The organism is Bacillus sp. JJ1533 (assembly GCF_036965045.1).
Classification (GTDB): Bacteria; Bacillota; Bacilli; order Bacillales; family Bacillaceae_L; genus Ferdinandcohnia.
Genome location: NZ_JBALOV010000013.1, coordinates 102,259 through 123,510 on the forward strand (window position 1 = coordinate 102,259; position 21,252 = coordinate 123,510).

The following is a 21,252-nucleotide window of genomic DNA, read 5'->3' on the forward strand; positions in this document are numbered from 1 at the left end:
TATGTTTAAGTTTAATGTTCAGTCGCAATTACAAGTTCAATATGTTTTTCAGATAATAATTTTCGCCACTCTTGTGGACATTTTTGGTCGGTAATCACCATTGAAGCATGCTCTAATGAACACATATGGGCAAATGTGGTATTCCCAAATTTCGAATAATCAGCTAGTATTATTACATCTTCCGCTCTTTCAATCATTTTCCTTGAAATACCTGAACCGCTAATATCATAGTCGGTGATGCCGCTATTTATTGATATTCCACCTGCCGATATAAATGCCTTATTCGCCTTTAACATATCAAGCATGACATTGGTGAGTGGGCCACTTGTATACTTTTGATTTTTTTCAAATTCACCGCCTGTAAAAATTACTTGTCCTTTGAATACTTCCATCGCTAACAGCATGACAGGGATGGAATGGGTAATGATGGTGACATCCGCTTTATCATCTAAATATCGAACTATATCCAAGGGAGTCGTTCCATTTCCAATCATGATAATGTCGCCATCTTCTACTAAACTTGCAGCAGCTTTACAAATTACCTTTTTTTCTAATCGATTTATCGTGGTTTTTTCATCAAATGGAAGCTCCCAACTATTGCTTTTTGTTTTTACAGCTCCACCATATACTTTTTTTAGGATACCTTCTTTTTCTAACCGATCCAAATCACGTCGTATGGTTTCATCGGACACTAGTAATTGAGAGGCTAATTCTCGGACTTGTACCTTCTCTTCCCTATCTAGTGCTTCTAGTATCGTTATTTTTCTTTCCTCAAAGGATAAAGACATCTTATGGATCACCTACTATAAAAAGGAATTGAAATACGCATTAATTTTCAGGTAGGATTTGTCCACCATCCACGATTATGGTCTGCCCTGTAATAAATCCTGCTTCTTTTGATGCTAGAAATAATGCAGCAAACCCGATATCTTCAACTGTTCCTAGCTTTTTCATCGGGATCTTCGCAGCCATTTCCTTTAGATAATGTTCACCCATACCTTCTAATCCTTCTGTAATGATATTTCCAGGCATGACAGAATTGACGGTAATATTTGCGCTTGCTAGTTCTAAAGCAGCCGTTCTCATGAAACCGAGCTGTGCTGCCTTACTTGCAGCATAATGGGACCATCCAGGATATCCTGTTACAGGACCTGTTATGGAGGATGTAATCACAATTCGACCATACTCCGCATTTTTCAAGTATGGCAAACAGGCTTGAACGGAGTGAAATGTTCCCTTTGTATTTGTATTCAAGACAGTGTCCCAATCATCATTGGTCATATCTTCGAGTGAGGCTGACGGAAAAATACCGGCATTAGCACATAAAATATCAATCCCACCAAAATGCTCGGATACCTCTTTTGCTACATTCTGCATGGATGTCCGGTCCGTAACATCCCCTTGAAACGCGAGCACCTTCCCAATACCTGCTTCATTCAGTTCTTCTGCACAATTTTTAGCATCTGATAGATTACGGGCAACGACGGCAACATTAGCGCCATTATTTGCAAATACACGGGCAATCCCTTTTCCAATTCCCTTACTTCCTCCAGTAACAATGACTGTTTTACCTTGTACGGAATGACTCATTTCAACATCTCCTTTTTTAAAGGTTAAAGTTTCTTGAAAAACCACAAAATTCTACAGGAAATTAAATTATTTCATATGATAATTTTGTTTATTTCTGTGGAGTTTATTGATAATAATGTGTATGTCTATACTTTATTTAATATTCGGACAATTTATATTAAAAATAAAAAAACGGTTTGTCTGTATCAAAGTGATACAAATAACCGTCGTCTTGTTTTGAAATACCAGAGAGTACACTGCTACATTTACAAGCAACCGATAAAGTGACTTCTTTCAAGCCTATTCATTATGAATAAGTCTAGGATTTCTGTTGAGTAAAGTTAAATCAACACACCCGTTATCTCAAGTGGAGATAATGCTTTTGTGTGATTTACAAATATAAACGCATCGTAACGCTCAGAAATAACTGACTGAACATAGTTTCCATAATGCTCATACTGTGGATTATAAACAACTCCAATCGCGCGATGACCGATTGGGTTAGTAAATATATTTTTATTTGTCTCTGTAAAAACTAGGAGTTTATCGTAAGGTCCCGTTTTGTATAGTAGGTCCTCCCAACTTCCTGTAACTGCAGGTGGGACATTCATTTTTTCAAAGTTGACACCCCACTCTTTAGCTGCAATAACTGTACCATGATGTGTACCAAAACCAACAATAAATACGTTTTTAGTACCTAGCTGTTCCCTTAAAAGTTGACCTACATTTACTAGTCCTTCATTTGCCATGTCCGTAGCCCGCGCATCCCCAACATGTGTATTGTGTTCCCAGATGATCCCTTTAGATTGAAAGTTATAAAAGGCATTAATTTTATGCAGGACCTCAACCATGTGACGGTCTCTAATATTCCATGATTCATTATCGTTGGTAATCATGGTTGTATAATAGTTTTCAGCGTTTGCAGTAATGAGCGCGTTTACCTCTAGGTTCAAACTACTTTCGTCTGAATCCTGATAAGTATGTTTGTTTGCACTTATTTCCGTTAGAAGTTTCGTTACTTCTTCGTAACAACCTTCGGAATAAAAAGCAGACGACAAAGCATACTTCTCTGCTTCACGGTTAAATGGTTCAAAACAGGCAAACGCCTTTCTCGCGACCTCTAAATCAGGGGAGTTTCTTTCTTCTAGATATACTAGAATTTCATCCATTGATTCCCATAGACTATAAATATCTATTCCGTAAAAACCCACTTTCTTTCCACTCGGTTTTCCTTGGTTATATTCTTTTAGCCATTCGATTAAGTCAATGATTTCTTCATTTGCCCACATCCACGTTGGCCAACGTGTAAAGCACATGAGAACATCACGAGCATTCTTATATTTGTTTGAATATCCTTTAATATAACCATTTACCTCTTGGCATGCTGGCCAATCACCTTCCACAGCTATAAAGGTAAAATCTTTTTCAACGATAAATCTCTTGGTAAGATTACTGCGAATTTTATAAAACTCAGACGTTCCATGAGAGGACTCCCCCAACAAAATGTATTTCTGATTTTTCAAAGTAGTAACAAGTTGTTCAAAGTCCTCATCTTCATTTCTAATTGGAATAGCATATTTTTGTATCGCTTGTATCGTTTTATCTACCATAATTGCCCCTTAGTTTTTGTATTCTGCATTATACGAATTCTCACCCGAATGAACAGAAAGAAGAGTATCCGCATATCCAACCAATCGGTTTACAAGTTCATCAGAAATCGCATAAACAAGGTAATGAAGTGAGGAATTATGTAATGCAGGGTCATCGAATATAATAGTGGTATTGATGAAAATTTCCTTTGTATCATATAGGTTATAGTGAATAATCACCTTACCCGCCGCACCTCCAGTAACCGGATCTTTATAGCTCGGTAAAAAAACATACCATTCCTCTGCAGAAGGTGACCGGAAATTTTTTGTAAAGGTCAAACCTTGAAGTTCATTATCTATTTGTTTCCTTACTTGAGGATCAACAGCTTCAACGATCTTTTTTTCCATAAAGAATCTTACTCCGCTGGATTAGCATCAACAGCTATCTCATATGCATCTAGCACCATATCACGCTCAGTTGTATTACTTATTCTAGTCAAAAACTGACCTTCATCCGTATTCTCCACTTCCATGACAAATGTCTTATTTTCATCTTGCTCCGACCGTAACAACACATATGTTTTGTCCTTCATATCGAATAAGGCCTCTATAGAAAATTCTTGCTCATTCCCATTTTCGTCCATAACAATGATTTGATCTCGGTAAATATCACTGTTCATTAGCCCACCTCCTGATATTTGCATTTATATCTTTTCCTAATCGATGAATTTTACTTACAAAACTAATTTAACTAGGTTTGACTCTTTATCAGATACAAACATTACTCCTAATTGGTTTTCATAATGGAATAAAAATAGTTTTAAACTCACATTTTAAAATTGAAGCGTTAAAGACATTGTTTTACTTATTTTTTGAGGACCCAATGACAATAAAGACATCAGAAACTTAAACTGAGACTGAAGGAGGTAGCCTGATTGAAGCACAAAAAAATAAACACAGCAAAAGGAATTAAGGCAAACCAGGAAATTGTTGAGTTCAAACCAATTCAACAAGGTGAAAATTTTTCCTTAGAAAGACAACATATAAAAGATTATAATCGAGCATGGGAAGATGACCGACTTTAATAGTGCACTTTTACTAGTAATCGGTACATACAACAAAAAAACAACTCTTATTATGAATGAAGGGTTGTTTTTTGATGTATGGACTTTTATCAGTTTTTCTTCGGCATTAATGTTTGGTTTTCATTTTTGTTAAATGGCTATTTCTTCTGACCTAGTTTGTATTCGTCTTTATTTTCTTTTTCAACAGATTCTAATCCATATCCTGTAGAACTTATTTCTAATGTTTGATTTTCTTTTCTTTTTAAGCTGGTATCTTCTTTATATTGACCCTTTTCCATAATACCCTCCTTTATGTTTTTCTTTTTGGATAATATTTAGTATATTTCACGGAATACATGATCTAAATCTTCAAATTCCTTAAGATCTGTTTCCAGCGGATTGTCTGATTCCACCGTCCACTTACTATCAATTGGGGCTAACCCTCCATCATTATTTTTTTTATAAGGCAGATGTATATGATGTGTTTTTCCATCTTTACGAGTTGTATATCCAAGATAGTAGCGATCGCCTTGACCTTCTTCTTCAAAAATACCGATATCATCAATTCCATACTTATTTAAATATGGTTGAAAGGATTGCTGTAATTCATTTATAATTTGTTCACGAGATAGATAATCCACTAAAATTCTCCCTTCTGTATTTCTTCTTCCCTTAATATGTCATACTTACGTTCATTTAAACCCTAGAAAAGCGTTTTTTCACTAAGGATAAAATAAAAATGAAATGCTGCATCAGGAGTTTCAAGCATCCGTAAGAATTATTTTGCCATCATGCTCAAGAACATTGATATTTTGTACGTTAAGACTCCAGGTATCGTTAAAACGTGTATTGTTGGTACGGTTCACTGTTATTTTGAAAGCAGCAGTTGTCTTTATATTCACCTACTAGGAAGGAACCATCTTATTTTTATAATCATATTATACAAATAAGTTAATTGGAGAAGGTGATTCTCATAGGGGCTTCAATGTATTTAGATTTTCTGTCCAAATTTGGTGTTAGTGGTGCACATCCTGGTGGGATTGAGCTAACAAAGAAAATATTCGAGAATGAAATGATTAACAATTCTTCTCGCATTTTAGATGTAGGTTGCGGTACTGGCCAAACATCTGCTTATTTAGCGGCCCGTTATGGCGCAATTGTAACAGGGTTGGATATCAACCCTACCATGATAAAAAAAGCAAAAAAAAGAATGGCAAAGTACCAATTACCAGTCGAAATTATTCAGGGCTCAATAGAAAAATGTCCGTTAGAAGACAGAAATTTTGACTTTATTATTTCCGAATCGGTTCTTTCTTTTGTCAACAAGCCTAAAGCACTTAAGGAAATAATTCGTTTATTAAAGAATGGCGGTCGGTTTATTGCAAATGAACTTACCCTTAATAGCAGGCTCTGGGCAAATTTCGAAGAGGAAATCAAACAATTTTATGGGCTAGATTCTCTCCTCATGGAAAAGGATTGGGTTACCTTAATTGAAATGGCTGGTTTTAAAAATATAAAAACCTTTACGAGTAAACCATCTTCCATTCAAAACTATTCAATGCCTAAGTTCCAGTACTCGGAATCAATTGAACCTGAACTTTATCACGTCCTATATCAGCATTTAAATTTAATGCTAAAATACCAAGGGGCTTTGGACTATAGAGTATTTTTATGTACTAAATAGTTGTTGGAAAATCACATTTAGATACAGAAAAGGCCTGTATGGACATATCCACTACAAGCCTTTTTTGTATCGATTTTTAAATAAAGAATGGGAAAAATGGTCCGAATCTTCTTATCCCAAAAAAAGGGAACCCAAATAACCCAAATGGTCCAAAGAATGGGAAAAGTCTGCTATCATCGCGTTCACCCATTGTGTGCGATGGAAAATGCGAATGACCCGTCTTTGGCATTAGGATATACATTTTTTCCCTGTCATAGCTGTGAAGTATGCCCTGGTAAACAGATCCATCTTTTAATTCAATTTGAATAATCTGGTACAAATGTTTTTTGCACTTTTTATGGAAATCCTCCTTATCTCTTTCAGCATCGATGGCATCCTGATAAATATATGGTTGCATAAAAAAACCTCCTCATATTCACTTCCTTTACAATCTATTCCTAGACAAGGATTTGTGTTACCCAAAGTCCCCATAAAAATATGTTTACGGTTTCTCTATTAATGTGTATAAACACACCTTTAATGGAGGAAATGCTCTTAGTAAGGTAAGTAAACCAAGTTTGTAATTTCCGGAGTCATTATACTAAAGAAACCTCCTCAATATAAAAAAATCCGAATACGAAGAAATGTTCGCATTCAGGATTTTTCTCTTAGGATAGTAAACCTATCCCTTTGTCATTTATTTTATAGGTATTTCTACCGGATTCTTTTGCTTCATAAAGAGCAATATCAGCCATTTTTAATATGGATGAAATAGAGACTTTTTCTTTAGGTACCATGGTAATCCCAATACTAGTCATTACTTGGAACGTTCTATCCCCTATTATCCATGATTTGTGAATTGTCTTCTGTATGTTTTTAACGATTTGATCTATTTCGGATTCTATGGTGTAAGGTAACACAATGACGAATTCATCGCCACCTAAACGAACAATAAAATCTATATTTCGAAGAATTTTTCTGATTCTATTCCCAAATTCAATAATGACAGTATCTCCAATATCATGCCCCATTTGATCATTTATTGATTTAAAATGATCGATATCCATCATTCCCACGACAAGACCCTTACTTTTATCAGTTAGGTAATCCTCTAAGGATTTTTGTAAGAAATCTTTTAATAACCTTCGATTCGGCAAATTTGTCATCGAATCATGGAATGCAAGGTGCTTCAGTTCAGATTCGTAATCCATTTGAGATTGAATGTTACTAGATACACATATCATATAAATGAAATCATTGTCTTCATTAAAAACAGGCGTTACTTTAAAATCAAACCAAACCCATCCCTTTCTGCATGCTTTTTTCGGATATGAATTCTTCCAGATGTATCCTGATAGATTGCATGTACAATCGTTTCTTTTAAAAGTGATTGATCTTCAGGGTGAATATTGTAGGTGAAATGCTTTCCGATAAATTCCTGTTGTTCAAATCCTAAAATATTTTTATGTGACGGTGAGGCATCAATGATGATTCCGTACTTATCAAGAATTGTAATCAAGTCCTGTGATTTTTCAGTAATAATCTTAAGACGTTGTTTTGTATCCATATATTTTCTTGTGATATCGATTAACTTTGTAATGTCATTCATTATGGAAAAAATTCCGATTACTTGATTGTTTACAAAAATCGGGGTGAATTTCACGACAAGCTCGATTCGCTCCCCCGTTTTTTTATTCATTATTAATGAAAATTCTAAGGGTTCCCCTTCGATAGCCTTCTTAAAGTTATCTTGTAATAGCGCGACATTTTTTCTGTCAATTAAGGAAGACAAATCAGAATACGCAATCTCATCAATGCTATAGCCTGTTAGGGCTTCAACCCTATCATTTCCCTCTATGATTTCACCTTGTGTATTAAATGTTAGAATCGCATCTGAATTATTCTTGTATAGTGAACTGTACTTCTGGTTACTTTCATTTACCTTTTTCCAATAATCCAGAAATTCTAATTCTCCCCGCTTTTTCTCTGTTATATCATGAACAAGTGCCATGATAATGTGTACATTGATTGGTAAGTTTATCTATAATAGGCGTTAAGGTTGTTTCTGAATAATGCTTCTCTCCTCGCAACGAATGATACGAATCTTCGTATTTTATCGTTTTACAATTAGAAATCGCGATTTTATATTGTTCAGTTAAAAAATCAGCCATTTCGGTAGGATAAACATCTTTTATGGATTTTCCAATTATTTCTTCAGTGAACCCTGTTTTTTCCATAGCAGCATGATTCAAAAATTCATAATAGAACTCTGAATCATCCCCCACTTTTACAATAAATAATAGTTCCTTTATTCCTTCCATTAAAACCTGATGTAAAAATTGATGTTGTAGGTTCTGCATTCGTCATCTCCATTTTATTGAAATGTTTCGTTTCGTTTCAACTCTATCTCAGAAGCTACATTTGCTTGTTTTGCATTTTTGATAAATAGGAACTAGGGTTTTCATCAATGAAATCACCATCTTTAAAAAAAGGATTTTGCTTCATTTGTAAAGTGATTTTATTTAGGACTTGTGCTAATTCATCACGATCCGCTTCACTTATTTGTAACTCTACACCATATTCAAAGATGTCTTGTTCCTTCTCTTCAAACCTAACAATCGTTCCGTTGAATGTTATATCCTTTCCTATCAGGGTTGTTCTAAATTTGTACAAAATGTTGTCATGTGGTTTAAGCCTTAGATGACTTTGAAAACGCAATCCACCTAAACCTATATCCAAAACGATTACATCCGTTGTTCCAAGGCTAACAGCTTTTCCATTGAAGGATACAATCGTCATTTCGGTATGCAACGGAAAATAGGGAAAATCCACACGATAATATCTACGACGATTCACTGGAACAATTGTGTTACAGCTCACAGGTTTTATTTGCTTCATTTCAAAAAATTCCGTCATCCTTTTCGCAGAGACTGATTTGCTATAATAGTAACCTTGAATCAAGTCACAGCCTATTGAACGCAATATACTATATTGATCCTCGTTTTCTACCCCTTCTGCTACGACCGTTTTTTTTAGTCCCTTTGAAAGCTCAATAATCGATTTTACTATGATTCTATCTTCAGCATTTTTATGAATGTGATGAATAAACGAACGATCGATTTTGATTGTATCCGAAGGCAGCTTTTTTAAATAATGGATGGAAGAATAGCCAGTACCAAAGTCGTCTAAAGCCAATGTAATACCCATCGCTTTTACTTGCTCAATTTGGTCCTGAACAACACTTGTTTCTTGTAACAAAGTACCTTCTGTTAGTTCTATTTCCAGATGATTCGGGTTGATATGATACCTATTTATAGCAGCTTTTAACGTACTAATTAATGAGCTTTTTAAGAAATCTTTAGCTGACAAGTTAAACGAAATGGTGTTAAAATCAATTCCTTTCCGTTCCCATTCATTGACTTGCATACATACGGTATCAATAACAAACTCGGAGATCTCACGGTGATAATTACTTTCTTCTGCAATCGTGATAAATTCCATTGGTGAAACGTCTCCCCATAGCGGGTGCTTCCAACGAATAAGTGCCTCTGCACTCGTTGCCTTTTGCAACTTAATATCCACTTTCGGTTGATATTCAATATACAACTCACCATTCTTAATAGCAGTGTGTAAGTCTGTCTCTAATTGAAAGTTTTTAAAGGATTCGATATTCATATTGGCAGAGTACAATTGATAATGTGCTGCCCCATTTTTTTTTGCACGTTTCAAGGCAGTATTTGCATTTTTTATCAGTTCTACTTTGTTTGTCCCGTCATCAGGATAAATACTTATTCCAATGCTAGCTGTGATTCGAATCGAATAATCCTGTATTTGGAGAGGGGCTTGAATAATATCAATGATTTCTTTCGCATGACTCATATATTCTTCATTCTTCTTCGACTTTTCTACAACAGCGTACCATTCATCCCCTTGTGAACGGAAAAGGAAAACCCCTGTTTTAAGGTATCGCTCAAGCTTAACTGATAATTGTTTAAAAGCTTCGTCTGCAATTTTAAATCCTAACGTATTATTAATGCGGCTAAACCCATCTAAATTAACACAAAACAACGCAAATCTTTCTTTCGAGTTTTTGAATCTATCAATAACCTCATTTATATGGTTGCTTCCATTCATAAAATTTGGTAGATGAGTCAGTTCGTCATGTGTGGTAATAAAATTTATTTTCTGTTCTAGTTTCAAAGTATTAGTACAATCTTCAATTACCCCAAATATTCTTTCGATATTCCCATTCTCATCGTCGACGGCGATTGTTGTTTCATTTATCCATTTAACGGTACCACTTGGGGTAATAATTCGATAAGTATGCGAATTTCGACCTTCATTCGTTAATCTGGAATAAATTGATGAAAAATCTAAAATTGCCTCTTTATACCAAAGTGATTTCCAATAGTCGATCGTTAATTTTTCTTTTGAAATTTCCAAAATTTCTTCTACTTTCCTCGAAACATAGGTAATCTCATTCTTTTTTACATCAACGGAAAACAAAGCTAAACCCAAGTGATTCGCAATAGCATGATAATAATCTAGCTTTTCGTTTTCACTAAATGTGTTTGCCATTTCCTCTACAAATGTTTCCATGTTGCTATCTGAAAAACTTTCAAGATAAGAATCAATGATCTTTCGCCCATTTGAATCTGCTTCATGATGTCTTTTTCGTAACCGATCGAACAATTTCATTCTCTTTACCCCCGGGAAATTCTAGTTGAAGTTTTCTCAATACATTTCGTTCGTTTCAATCCAAATTTAATGATAAGTTCTAATCCTAAATATCATGCTTCAAAAGAATTACCATTAAATAAAAAAAGAAACTACACCGAAAACGGGAGTTATCTTTATCTCCATTACTTTCGGTAACCCGACTACCCTAGCATTTACTGCCTTAGGCTCGCGGCTTTGCGTCCTTACCTTTCGATAAGTTTGCCGTTATCGATATAGTACTTATTAACATTTTATACTACTTTAGCATTATCCTATATTATTAAAAAAATAGTATATATTCAATATTTTTTCAAAAAAATCATCTAGAAACATATGGTTCTTCCTTATTTTATAATATCCCAAATAATATTTATAAACAGTGATATTTGTCACATGACTGGGTTGAACAAAAGATTACGGATAGGCAATATTTTAAGGAAGATCAATAAGTAACCCACTCACCTTTATGAGTGGTAATGTGAAGTTGGATGAAATAAAGCTCCTAATCTTGAATGATAGAGATGCGTATTTAACTGAAACTTGCACATGATAAAAGTGACACTTTCAAGAAGGGAAAATTGCAAATGAACTTTAAAAGCAAATTACAAGAAGCCCAAGATATTATTCATACTGCACATCATCATTTAAAACAAGTTAATTCGAATAGTCCTGAGTCAGAGGCATGTCATTTTGCCCAAAGCGAACTAGAAAAAGCGCAACAAATCATTCAACAAGTTCAACAACAAATACATAATTAAGTAAAAAATGGCTGGGTATTAATAATCCAGCCATTTGATTTCTTTATTGCTTCTTTTGTAGTTGATTTTGGGTTTCGAATTCAGGTCTAATTTCTTTTGCTATTTCTGTTGCAAGATTGTAATTCACATCAAAAGGATTTTTTTTAAATTCCATGGAACTTTGAAATGAATTTTGGGCTTGCTGAAATCTTTTTTTAACTTCCTGATTGATTCGGCTGTTTCTACTTCCTAATAAGCTAAGGATAGTTACCCCTAAAATAGAAAACCAAATCCAACCTCTGTTGTTTCGTTTTCGTTTGAATATCTTCATTGATTTATTACCACTCCACATGCTCAATACCGATGACACTAGTTGCATATAGTTCATCTCTCTTCCCTCCTCACTATATTGTTTGGGTTTTTCCAAAACAATATTTCTGGTAATTTTTAAGAGCCCTTGAGTACATGATTTAAGGTTTGGATGAAATAATAAAGTCAGAGGTGATTATTATGGATGTAAAAGTTTTTCGAGTAATAAATCAGATGTCAGGTCGTTCTTCATTAGTAGATCATTTCATGATACTTGTTTCAAACAAGGTACGTTATGTATATTTTTTAATTTTGATTGTGATGTGGTTTAAAAAACATCCATACAAACAAATAACGAATAACGCTGTAATTTCTGCCATCGTTACACTAGTCATGAATAGTTTCTTTAAATTATTTATTTATAAACCAAGACCATTTATTAAAAAACGTGTTGGAATACTTATTCCCTCAAAATTGGATTCTTCATTTCCAAGCAAGCATACCTTATTAGTTTTTGCAGTTTCGACATCTGTCCTACTTTATAATCGTGTTTTAGGCTCTATTATGTTTGGACTAGCTGTCATGACTGGTCTTTCCCGAATTTGGGTAGGACATCATTACCCATCAGACATTATCGGAAGTGCTCTTTTAGGATCATTAACAAGCATGTTTGTTCACATAATTTCACGATCAAAATCCAATTTCGATGTAATAACTCGACTGTTTCGTTTCGATTAATTACTTTCTATAGCATACTCAACTTTTAAAAATATAATGGAGGAAAATAAAAGGTGTCTTTTTTTTATGAGACTAAAAAGCCTAGATACAAACAAGTGTTGGCATCTAGGCTATCTTTTACATGGAATAATATATCTCTGCCTCACTAGATGTTTTTAACTCTTCTCACAAAATTAGTTAAGGTTTCTCTAATTTGGTCGGCTTCTGAGCTAGGCCTAAATTCTTGATTGTCGATTACCAAGGGGGCTCCGATGACAACGAGCGGTGCACCATGCTTTGGCATTTGGGATGCTTGTTCAATTGATAAACCTCCTACTGCTTGAACAGGTATTGAGACGGCGGATACAACTTCTTGTAAGCAGTCGAAGGGTGAACGTTCTGAATCTTCTCCCCTTTCATCAAAGCCAGTATGAACAATAATATAATCAACTCCACTTTCCTCTAGCATTTGGGCACAGGATACTTTGTCTGTTGCTGCCATAATATCCCCCATGACTTTCACACCATAATCACGCGCTGCTCTTACGACTGCGCGAATGGTAGCTGGATGAGCAACCCCCATGACAACCACATGTGTTGCACCAGCCTTAGCCATCATTTCAACTTCCAAATATCCACCATCCATCGTCTTTAAATCAGCGACAATTGGCTTATCTGGAAATCTCTGCCGCAGTTTCCTTATTGCATGTAAACCTTCTGCTAATAAGAGTGGGGTTCCCGCTTCAATCCAATCAACTCCAGCCTCTGCAGCAATCTCTGCCATTTTCAATGCTTCATCAATGTCCGTTAAATCTAATGAAATCTGCACAATCGGTTTCATTTTTAAAGCATTCCCCTCAATTTTACTCATAAGCTACTTGAGGAAATTGGGTCGCAAATTTCCCACCACTGATATCAATTAAAGTACCGGTTATATAACCAGCCAAATCTGACGCTAAAAAACAGATGAATTGGGCAATATCTTTTTTCTCTCCCCATTTTCTGAGGGTTAGGCTGTCTAATAATCGGTCTTGCTCTTCTTGGGGGAGTTCTACAAAATGATTGAGAGTGGTTGGAACCATTCCAGCTGCATAACTGTTCACTGTAATATTCCAAGGTCCTAGCTCTCCAGCAAGAACACGTGAAAATTGCTTAACGCCCGCCTTTGAAGAAGCATATGCTGCACTTCCGATACTTGGGATGATTGCTGCAAAAGAGGCAGAATTAATAATCCGACCAAATTTCTGCTGTTTCATAATTGGAATCACTGCTTTACACATGAGGTACATTCCTTTTAAATTCACATCATGACAGAAATCCCAAATTTCCTCGGATAATGTTTCCACTTCTCCATTTCCAGCTACACCTGCATTGTTAACCAAAAGATCAATGCGGCCATACATTTTGATAGTCTTCTCAACAACTTCGGCAATCATCTTACTATCTCTTACATCACAGTAAAAAAACATTCCCTCTAAACCCTCTTCTGTAAACTCTTGTGATAGTTGGTCAAGGTCAGCTTGGTTTACATCGATTCCTACCGTTTTTACCCCTTCTCGTGCTAAGGTCAAAATGATTTCCTTACCAATCCCTTTCCCTACTCCAGTAACAATTCCTACCCTTCCAGATAAATCAATCTCCAAATCGATCATCCTTTCTAGTTGTCATTTATCCTTTTACTGCTCCAGAAGTAATTCCGCTTACAATGTATCTTTGTAAAAGCAGTGAAATAATCAAGATTGGTAGTGTAATAATAACAGCAGCTGCCATTAGTGCTCCCCAGTTGATTTCTGAATACGAGATAAAGTTAAATACGGCAATTGGCAATGTCTTCGTGTCATCGCCAGCTAGTACCAAAGCAAACATAAAATTATTCCAAGATAGTATAAAGGACATCATTGAAGCTGTAATGATTCCTGGTGACACTAACGGAAGTAGGATTCGAAAGAAAGCTCCTTGCAAGGTACAGCCATCGACCCTTGCTGAATCCTCAAGTTCTTGTGGCAGAGCTTCAAAAGAAGATATCATAATCCATATTATAAATGGCAGCCCGACTAACATATGACTTAAAGTCAACGCTGTATAAGTATCAACCAACCCCATTTTTGAAAATATGATAAACCAAGGTATCATAAATGAAATCCCCGGAATGATTCGAGCAATTAATATAATGACTCCGAATTTATGCAATTTATATTTTGCAATTGCATATGCCGCTGGTAAACCCAAGACCAATCCTAGGACAGTTGATGCAAATGCAACAATAAAGCTATTGATAATAAATTTTATAAAGTCATATTGTTCAAAAACCTCTAAGTAGTTCTTAAAACTTGGTGTAAAAATAAATACGGAGTCAGTAGACATAATTTGGGCTTGGTTTTTTAGAGAGGCAATAAACATCCAGACAAACGGGAATAAAAATACTAAACTAACAAAAGCAATTAAGGTATAACGGATGATTTCCATTCTTCGCTTATGCTTCATAATGTCACCTCCGTTTTCTTACGGAATAGTAGAATCACGCAACTCATAATCAGAACTATCATAAAGAAGACCACCAAAATAGCACTTGTATATCCTAATTTGAAATACTGAAATCCATTTGCGAAGCCGTAAATATTCAAGGTTTCAGTTGCAAATCCCGGGCCGCCTTGTGTCATGGCATAGATTAAATCAAAATGCTTAACTGCATCAATGGATCGTAATAGAACTGCTGCAAAAATAGTAGGAGCTATTAAAGGTAATGTGACCTTCCAAAAAATTTGCCATGAATTTGCCCCATCCACGGCTGCTGCTTCATAATTTTCATTTGGTAATTGAGAGAGACCTGCCAATGTGATTAACGTAATCATCGGTGTCCATTGCCATGTATCGACCATCGCAATCGCAGGCAGAGCCTGTTTCGGAGAAGCAAGCCATAACTGTGGATCTATTCCAAAGTACCCTATGAATTGATTCGCAAAGCCAATGGATGGTTCAAAAATTAATAACCATACTAAGCCAATTGCAACCGGTGTGGAGACCATTGGCAGTAAAAATAATGTTTTTACAAGATTACTACCTTTAAAGTTTCTGAAGAATAATATTGCAATAGCAACTCCTAAAATGGTTTGTGTTAAAACAGCCAAAATCGTAAAGTAAAACGTTCTCCAAAAAGCGGGCCAAAACCGTGGATCATCAAATAATAGTTTCTTAAAATTGTCCAAGAAGACCCATTTAGGTGGTGATACACTAGACATACTCCAGTCAAAAAAACTTAAATAGGCCGTATAGCCGACTGGAAATACAATCATGACAATGACAAAGAGTACGGAAGGTAACGTAAAAATATACTTAAGATGTTTTTCAATCCAAAGTTGAATAATCATCATCCCCCTTCTATGTAAATTCATGAAAAGGATAAAGGGTATTAACTGATTCAGTAATACCCGTTCTACCCTATTTACTCCTAATTTTCGTCATCTAGTAATTGTTGGAATTGTTTGTTGGCTTCTTTTGCTGCTGCTTCGACATCGCCACCTTCAATTCCCGTTACAATTGCTGTACCAATCATATCCCTTGCCTCATTCACCTTGATGACCAATGGACGATCATATTCTTTCCCTATTTTATTGGATTCCGAAATGACTTGAACGAGTTCTTCAGGAAACGCTTCAGTCCCATCCGGTGAATCCCATACAGATTGTCTTGGTCCTGGGACACTTTTCTTTTGTAATTCCGCGACAATCTCTTTACTCGTTGCCCACTTGATAAACTCCCAACCGGCATCCTTATTTTCTGATTTAGCATTCATAGCGACTCCCCATGATGTCACGTTATAAGGCGTTTGTCCTTCTGGCCCTTCTGGGAAGACAGCAAATCCAACTTTGTCCCCAACTACAGATTTTTCAGGATCAAGCAGGTTCGGATAAATACTATCAGCATCGGTATACATAGCTGCTTTACCTTGAGCGAATAATCCTGCCGCTTGTGGCCAACTCATATTTAAGACTCCTGGAGGTCCAGCATCCTTCAGCAAGTTACCATAGAACTCAAACGCTTTAATGGCTTCAGGTGTATCAATCGAAGCTTTTCCGTCTACAATAAAGTCTCCACCAAATCCATATAAGTAACTAGAAAATTGTGTAACAGCTGCAGCACGTTGTCCACGTGATACCATACCGTAAAAGTCATTAGAAGGGTCATTCAGTTCTTTTGCAATTTCATATAGTTCATCTAATGTTTTAGGGGGTTGAATATTCTTTTCTTCAAATATATCTTTTCGGTAATATAAAATTTCACGTTCGGTAACAGTGGGTATTCCAAAAATCGTATCTCCATCTTTTAATGAGTTCACCGATGACTCTGTAAAATCTCCTAAATCCCATTCTGAATCACTTGTGTAGCTTGTTAAATCTGCAACCCAGCCGTTGAGATTAAAGAGTTTTCCTTCTTGTAAGGGTCGAATCATAAAGACATCAATACTATCAGAGCCTGCAGTAAACTCTGTGGTGAGTTTTTGTGTTAATTGATCTTCAAAATACTTTTCTAGCTTTACTTTAATACCTGACTCCTCTTCAAATTGCGGAAGTAACGGTTCGATTGCTTCTGTCCATGGGTGATTCGCGGCAACGATTCGTAATTCAACATTTTTGTTTTTCCCATCTTTTGAGTCAGATGATGGATCATCTGAAGCAGGTGTATTATTGCTGCAAGCAGCCATTAACCCTATGAATAAACCGAAAACCAGTAAAATGCTTAGCCCCCTTCTTCTTTTCACTATCTTTTCCCCTTTCATTTTTTAATATGGTTAAGACATAAAGCACTCTCATATAAGCCCTTACGTCGTGTACCCTATAAAAAATATTCTTGGACCTTCTCCTTCAAGAAATCTACTGATTCCTGCATCTCCTCTAGACCATTTACACCATCTTCGATTGAAATCCAGCCCGTAAAATGGATATTAGATAACAACTTAAAAATACCATCATAATTAATAATTCCCTTTCCAATAACACCATGTGCCAATCCTTCAGAATATCCTTGTACCAAATGGGTTTCGATGTCTTTCAAGGTATATCCCTCTTTTATATACCGATCACTCGCATGCATCGTTATTAATCGATGCTTTACTTTTTCCAATAACTCAAGAGGATCATCTCCGGCAAAAACAGCATTTGACGGATCAAAGTTCACGCCAAACCAATCTGACGAGATCCCTTCGATAATTTCTAAAAAAATATCTGACTTCTGGGCAAATTCCGGATAAATCCAATGCCCGTCTTTATAATGGTTTTCCATTACTAAATAAACTTGTTTCCTTTCTGCATACGGTATTAATTCATGTATACATTCTATTGTCCATTTTATTCCGTCTTCTCTCGTTACTTCAGGTCTTCTTTGACCCGATAACACACGACAGCTCCTGAAATCATCTGGTCCAAGAATGGCCATCACATCAATCATTTTTTTCATCTTGTCTACTTCGTTTTGTCGATAAGAACTTTCAGGATGAGTAAAATCCGGTGAAGCACACATCATTGGAATGGGAAGATTTACTGCACTGGCTGCTTCTTTTACTTTTTCCAAATAGGTTCTCTCCGTTGATTGTAAGAATGTTGGGTACATTTCCATTCCATCTGCCCCAAGTGTTCCGGCTTGCTCAATCCATTCAAACACATCCATTTTTCCATTTGATAAATCATCGATATACCCTTTAGGGAAAACTGATATTTTGACTTTGTTTTCTTTCATCGATTTCTCCTTTGTCGAGATATGACTTTGATAAAGCTAGTTTGGAATAATAACAGATTTAGCGTGTTCTAAGGAATCCATATCATGGAATGCATGCTGCCAATCATCGAGTGAATAAATCTTCGCCATTGGTAATGGATCAATTTCACCTTTCTGCATAAGTAATAATACCTTCTCCCACATTGGATAAGTATGGCTAAAAGAACCTTGCAATCTCGCAGCTTTTTGAATAAGTGGATCAAGACTGAAACCAATGGGTTCTGGTCCCCAGCCAATTTTTGTAATTTGTCCAGCAGGTCGAACAATTTCGATACTCTGCTTCAACGTTTGACTTACACCAACAGCATCAAGCACTAAATCAGCACCAAAACCATCTCCATATTTGGTAATCTCACGTACAACATCCTGCTTTTCCGCTATAATTACTTCATCTGCACCGAATCGTTTGGCGACTTCTAGTCGTTTTGCATCCTTTTCTAAACCAACAACTGTTAATTTTCCAGGTGCAAACAATCTAGCAATCTGAACACACATTAATCCAATTGGGCCAGGACCAAATATGACAACATGGTCTCCAGGTCGAATTCGTGAATGATGGGCAACTGCATTATAGGCAACACATGATGGTTCCGTTAACGCCGCTTTTTCAAATGGAATACCATCTGGTATGTGATGAACAATGGCTTCCCTTGTTTTCACATATTGAGCCATGGCCCCATCGGTTAAAACGCCAAACCCTTTCCGGTCTGGACAAAGATTATATAAACCTGTTTTGCAATACATACAGGTTTCACAAACATATGAAGGTGTCTCGCTTACAACCCGGTCTCCCTTTTTAAATTGAGTGACTTCAGCACCGACATCTTCAACCATACCGGCAAATTCATGTCCTAAAATAACAGGTCGTTTCACAGCAAAGCCTTGTATATCATGGTACATATGCAAGTCACTGCCACAAACACCAACTGCTTTCACTTTTAATAAAATGTCTTTTGGTCCTATTTTCGGGATGGGTACCTCTTGAATCTCTACCCTGTGCTTACCAGAGTCATAGTTTACAAGCGCTTTCATTTCATCACCTTTTCTATATTCATTTTTGGGAGACGAAGAATTACCTATGATTATATTGGGTTCTAGTAAGATTTGAATGGATGGTTGCTGTCCTTCACTATTCAGTTGTTCTAACAGCAATGTTGCAGCACTTCTCCCAATTTCACGTGGAGATTGGGCAACGGCTGTCACTTTCGGAACAATCAAATCCCATTCATACTCTAGTTCACCGAATGAGACAACCGTAAGTTGTTCTGGAATAATAATCTTGTAATTTTGGCACGCCTTTAACACACCTGCAGTCATATTATTGTTAGAAGAAATAATAGCCGTAGGTTGAGTTGAAGTTGAAAGGAAAGATTTTACTGCTTGTTGTCCTCCTTCATACGTAAAGTCACCAACAAACTGGTGTCTCGTCGAAAGCCCATATTTCACAAGCGACTTTAAAACCGCCTGATGGCGAAGTCTTCCGTGAATGGTATTCAAATCTCCATGTACTACACCTATTTCCTTATGACCTAATGCATATAAATATGTAACTAGTTTTTCCATACCAATCATGTTGTCATCTGCTACGATATTGACTGGCAGATGAGAAATAGGTCGGTCGACAAGAACAATTGGAATCTTTCTGTTTGCTAATAAAAGAATGTCTTCATTGACATGTCCAGTCGAACAAAGAATGATTCCGTCAACACGTTGCTCATAAAACATTTGTAGATTTTTTCGTTCAATATTAGGATTTTCATTAGTGGAGCTGATGATGAGTAAATAGTTTTTTTCAAAGATCACTTCTTCGATTCCTTTTGCTAAAGTCATCTGGAAGGGATTTGTTAGGTTAGATAGTAGAACAGCAATTGTTTTCGTAACGGATGACTTCAAACTTCTTGCTATCAGGTTTGGGGAGTATTGTAGGATTTTAATTGCTTCATGTACTTTCTGTTTCAGTTCAGTATGGACGTTACCAGTATTATTGATGACCTTAGATACAGTCCCGATAGACACGCCAGCTAACTCTGCAACATCTCGTATCGTCACTTTTTTATTCATGGTATCTTCCTATTTTATTATTGAATGAAACGTTTCATCGAGTAGAGCATAACAACCAATTATAATATTGTCAATTCATAAAACATTCAAAAAATGACGATTTCATTTGTAATAATTTTAATGAAAACCTTGAATTTCAGGGTTATTTACCAATTTTATAGTTAGAGAGGGTATAATGAATTTTTTCATAGACTGGATTCGACATTATTAAAAATAAAAATGACACCATTCGTATCGATGATGTCATTGGACCTAGTTTATGTAAAATGTTTAATTACTTTCTTTAATAAATCTGTTTATTTCAGCCCTTTTCTTTTTTACGGGTTCAAGTATTATGGAGTCTACTAAAATCAGAACGATGCCGACATTGAGGGCATAATCTGCTAGATTAAGGATACCTCCACCGGATTGAAAGTTGATAAAATCTGTTACTTGATTAAATACGATCCGGTCAATGGCATTTCCGATTGCACCACCAATATAAAGTCCAGACCCTAATTCCATAATGACCCCATATATATGACCCTTCTTATGCATATAAATGAAAATACCGACTACGATAATTGCAACAGGTACAAACAGGCGACCATACCCTTCAAACAATCCCAAAGCTGCCCCGCTATTTTGATAGTGAGTAAAATGAAGAATACCCTCCCACACTATGAGAGTGTCTCCAACTTCTAAAGAGGCTCGAACCAAATATTTTGAAACTTGATCAATGATAATGGCAATTATAGCTGCAGAATAGAAATGGATAAGAATCACACTTTCTAGTGTATTAATAGTTAAATTCATTTTAATCTATGAATACTGGTTAATACAATTTTTTGCTTTACAAGCATAACCAAATTTCATGTATGATAAAGCACCATGGCATACTCTATACTATTTTATTTGTATTTCAAATTTATCATATACATCATCAGACATACGAATGATTTTAAAGATATGACAAAAAAGCAGCCCTGCAAACCAGGACTACTTTCAAATTCTTATTAGTATTTATATCTGTTCGATTTTCTCATTTTTGTAACTGTACCTTTCTCGAATAA

The 21,252-nt window shown here is 35.9% G+C and carries 25 protein-coding genes and 1 riboswitch; of the genes, 4 read left to right on the plus strand and 21 right to left on the minus strand.

Annotation, left to right across the window (positions count from 1 at the left end; genetic code table 11):
• Positions 1-11: 11 nt before the first annotated feature.
• From V7138_RS07065 to V7138_RS07085, 5 genes are all read right to left on the minus strand, one after another.
• A complete protein-coding gene (locus V7138_RS07065) occupies positions 12-788 on the minus strand; it encodes a DeoR/GlpR family DNA-binding transcription regulator (RefSeq protein ID WP_335395388.1) in 777 nt (258 codons plus the stop codon).
• 40 nt (positions 789-828) lie between these two features.
• The gene (gene fabG / locus V7138_RS07070; protein WP_335395389.1) at positions 829-1,590 is read right to left on the minus strand and encodes a 3-oxoacyl-ACP reductase FabG; all 762 of its coding nucleotides are present in this window, start codon (positions 1,588-1,590) and stop codon (positions 829-831) included.
• Between the two features lie 320 nt (positions 1,591-1,910).
• Positions 1,911-3,179, minus strand: coding sequence for an erythromycin esterase family protein (locus tag V7138_RS07075; RefSeq protein ID WP_335395392.1), 1,269 nt, complete (start codon positions 3,177-3,179; stop codon positions 1,911-1,913).
• Between the two features lie 9 nt (positions 3,180-3,188).
• Complete coding sequence (locus tag V7138_RS07080; protein ID WP_335395394.1) at positions 3,189-3,566, minus strand: hypothetical protein; 378 nt, start codon at positions 3,564-3,566, stop codon at positions 3,189-3,191.
• Between the two features lie 8 nt (positions 3,567-3,574).
• Positions 3,575-3,838 carry a DUF1292 domain-containing protein gene (locus V7138_RS07085; RefSeq protein WP_335395395.1) on the minus strand — a complete coding sequence of 88 codons (264 nt, stop codon included), beginning with the start codon at positions 3,836-3,838 and terminating at the stop codon, positions 3,575-3,577.
• A 255-nt stretch (positions 3,839-4,093) separates the two neighbouring features.
• Here V7138_RS07085 and V7138_RS07090 point away from each other — a divergent pair, with 255 nt between their 5' ends.
• Positions 4,094-4,243, plus strand: coding sequence for a hypothetical protein (locus V7138_RS07090; RefSeq protein ID WP_335395397.1), 150 nt, complete (start codon positions 4,094-4,096; stop codon positions 4,241-4,243).
• 137 nt (positions 4,244-4,380) lie between these two features.
• Here the strand turns inward: V7138_RS07090 and V7138_RS07095 are convergent, their stop codons facing one another.
• Positions 4,381-4,521, minus strand: coding sequence for a hypothetical protein (locus V7138_RS07095; protein ID WP_335395400.1), 141 nt, complete (start codon positions 4,519-4,521; stop codon positions 4,381-4,383).
• A gap of 36 nt (positions 4,522-4,557) precedes the next feature.
• Positions 4,558-4,863, minus strand: a complete 306-nt coding sequence (locus V7138_RS07100) for a DUF5634 family protein (RefSeq protein ID WP_335395402.1) — start codon at positions 4,861-4,863, stop codon at positions 4,558-4,560.
• Between the two features lie 344 nt (positions 4,864-5,207).
• Here V7138_RS07100 and V7138_RS07105 point away from each other — a divergent pair, with 344 nt between their 5' ends.
• On the plus strand, positions 5,208-5,906 hold the full coding sequence (locus tag V7138_RS07105; protein ID WP_335395404.1) for a class I SAM-dependent methyltransferase: 699 nt from the start codon (positions 5,208-5,210) through the stop codon (positions 5,904-5,906).
• Positions 5,907-5,982: 76 nt separating this feature from the next.
• Here V7138_RS07105 and V7138_RS07110 read toward each other — a convergent pair whose 3' ends face one another.
• The 5 genes from V7138_RS07110 to V7138_RS07130 form a co-directional block, all read right to left on the minus strand.
• Positions 5,983-6,303: a hypothetical protein gene (locus tag V7138_RS07110; RefSeq protein ID WP_335395406.1), complete on the minus strand. Its 321-nt coding sequence runs from the start codon at positions 6,301-6,303 to the stop codon at positions 5,983-5,985.
• A gap of 250 nt (positions 6,304-6,553) precedes the next feature.
• Entirely contained in the window at positions 6,554-7,129 is a 576-nt protein-coding gene (locus V7138_RS07115; protein WP_335395407.1) for a GGDEF domain-containing protein, read from the minus strand.
• Between the two features lie 35 nt (positions 7,130-7,164).
• Complete coding sequence (locus tag V7138_RS07120; protein ID WP_335395409.1) at positions 7,165-7,896, minus strand: PAS domain-containing protein; 732 nt, start codon at positions 7,894-7,896, stop codon at positions 7,165-7,167.
• The gene (locus tag V7138_RS07125) at positions 7,880-8,245 is read right to left on the minus strand and encodes a PAS domain-containing protein (RefSeq protein WP_335395412.1); all 366 of its coding nucleotides are present in this window, start codon (positions 8,243-8,245) and stop codon (positions 7,880-7,882) included. The genes V7138_RS07120 and V7138_RS07125 overlap by 17 nt, the downstream gene beginning before the upstream one ends.
• A 55-nt stretch (positions 8,246-8,300) precedes the next feature.
• Positions 8,301-10,583 (minus strand): EAL domain-containing protein, encoded by a 2,283-nt coding sequence (locus V7138_RS07130; protein ID WP_335395413.1) that lies wholly within the window; start codon positions 10,581-10,583, stop codon positions 8,301-8,303.
• A 169-nt stretch (positions 10,584-10,752) separates the two neighbouring features.
• A riboswitch (cyclic di-GMP riboswitch) is annotated at positions 10,753-10,838 on the minus strand.
• A 350-nt stretch (positions 10,839-11,188) separates the two neighbouring features.
• Here V7138_RS07130 and V7138_RS07135 point away from each other — a divergent pair.
• A complete protein-coding gene (locus V7138_RS07135; RefSeq protein WP_335395415.1) occupies positions 11,189-11,362 on the plus strand; it encodes a hypothetical protein in 174 nt (57 codons plus the stop codon).
• Positions 11,363-11,405: 43 nt separating this feature from the next.
• Here V7138_RS07135 and V7138_RS07140 read toward each other — a convergent pair whose 3' ends face one another.
• Complete coding sequence (locus tag V7138_RS07140) at positions 11,406-11,729, minus strand: hypothetical protein (RefSeq protein ID WP_335395417.1); 324 nt, start codon at positions 11,727-11,729, stop codon at positions 11,406-11,408.
• A gap of 122 nt (positions 11,730-11,851) precedes the next feature.
• On the opposite strand from V7138_RS07140, the gene V7138_RS07145 reads away from it, so the two are divergent.
• A complete protein-coding gene (locus V7138_RS07145) occupies positions 11,852-12,388 on the plus strand; it encodes an undecaprenyl-diphosphatase (protein ID WP_335395419.1) in 537 nt (178 codons plus the stop codon).
• 145 nt (positions 12,389-12,533) lie between these two features.
• Here the strand turns inward: V7138_RS07145 and V7138_RS07150 are convergent, their stop codons facing one another.
• From V7138_RS07150 to lspA, 8 genes are all read right to left on the minus strand, one after another.
• On the minus strand, positions 12,534-13,208 hold the full coding sequence (locus V7138_RS07150) for an orotidine 5'-phosphate decarboxylase / HUMPS family protein (RefSeq protein ID WP_335395421.1): 675 nt from the start codon (positions 13,206-13,208) through the stop codon (positions 12,534-12,536).
• A gap of 22 nt (positions 13,209-13,230) precedes the next feature.
• Positions 13,231-14,010 (minus strand): SDR family NAD(P)-dependent oxidoreductase, encoded by a 780-nt coding sequence (locus V7138_RS07155; protein ID WP_335395424.1) that lies wholly within the window; start codon positions 14,008-14,010, stop codon positions 13,231-13,233.
• 25 nt (positions 14,011-14,035) lie between these two features.
• Positions 14,036-14,851 (minus strand): carbohydrate ABC transporter permease, encoded by an 816-nt coding sequence (locus tag V7138_RS07160; protein WP_335395427.1) that lies wholly within the window; start codon positions 14,849-14,851, stop codon positions 14,036-14,038.
• On the minus strand, positions 14,848-15,738 hold the full coding sequence (locus tag V7138_RS07165; RefSeq protein ID WP_335395430.1) for a carbohydrate ABC transporter permease: 891 nt from the start codon (positions 15,736-15,738) through the stop codon (positions 14,848-14,850). The genes V7138_RS07160 and V7138_RS07165 overlap by 4 nt, the downstream gene beginning before the upstream one ends.
• 77 nt (positions 15,739-15,815) lie before the next feature.
• A complete protein-coding gene (locus V7138_RS07170) occupies positions 15,816-17,126 on the minus strand; it encodes an ABC transporter substrate-binding protein (protein ID WP_335395432.1) in 1,311 nt (436 codons plus the stop codon).
• Between the two features lie 74 nt (positions 17,127-17,200).
• Positions 17,201-18,100 carry a sugar phosphate isomerase/epimerase family protein gene (locus tag V7138_RS07175; RefSeq protein ID WP_335395433.1) on the minus strand — a complete coding sequence of 300 codons (900 nt, stop codon included), beginning with the start codon at positions 18,098-18,100 and terminating at the stop codon, positions 17,201-17,203.
• A 36-nt stretch (positions 18,101-18,136) separates the two neighbouring features.
• Positions 18,137-20,200 (minus strand): alcohol dehydrogenase catalytic domain-containing protein, encoded by a 2,064-nt coding sequence (locus V7138_RS07180; RefSeq protein WP_335395436.1) that lies wholly within the window; start codon positions 20,198-20,200, stop codon positions 18,137-18,139.
• A 270-nt stretch (positions 20,201-20,470) separates the two neighbouring features.
• Positions 20,471-20,995: a signal peptidase II gene (lspA, locus tag V7138_RS07185; protein WP_335395439.1), complete on the minus strand. Its 525-nt coding sequence runs from the start codon at positions 20,993-20,995 to the stop codon at positions 20,471-20,473.
• Positions 20,996-21,252: the final 257 nt, after the last annotated feature.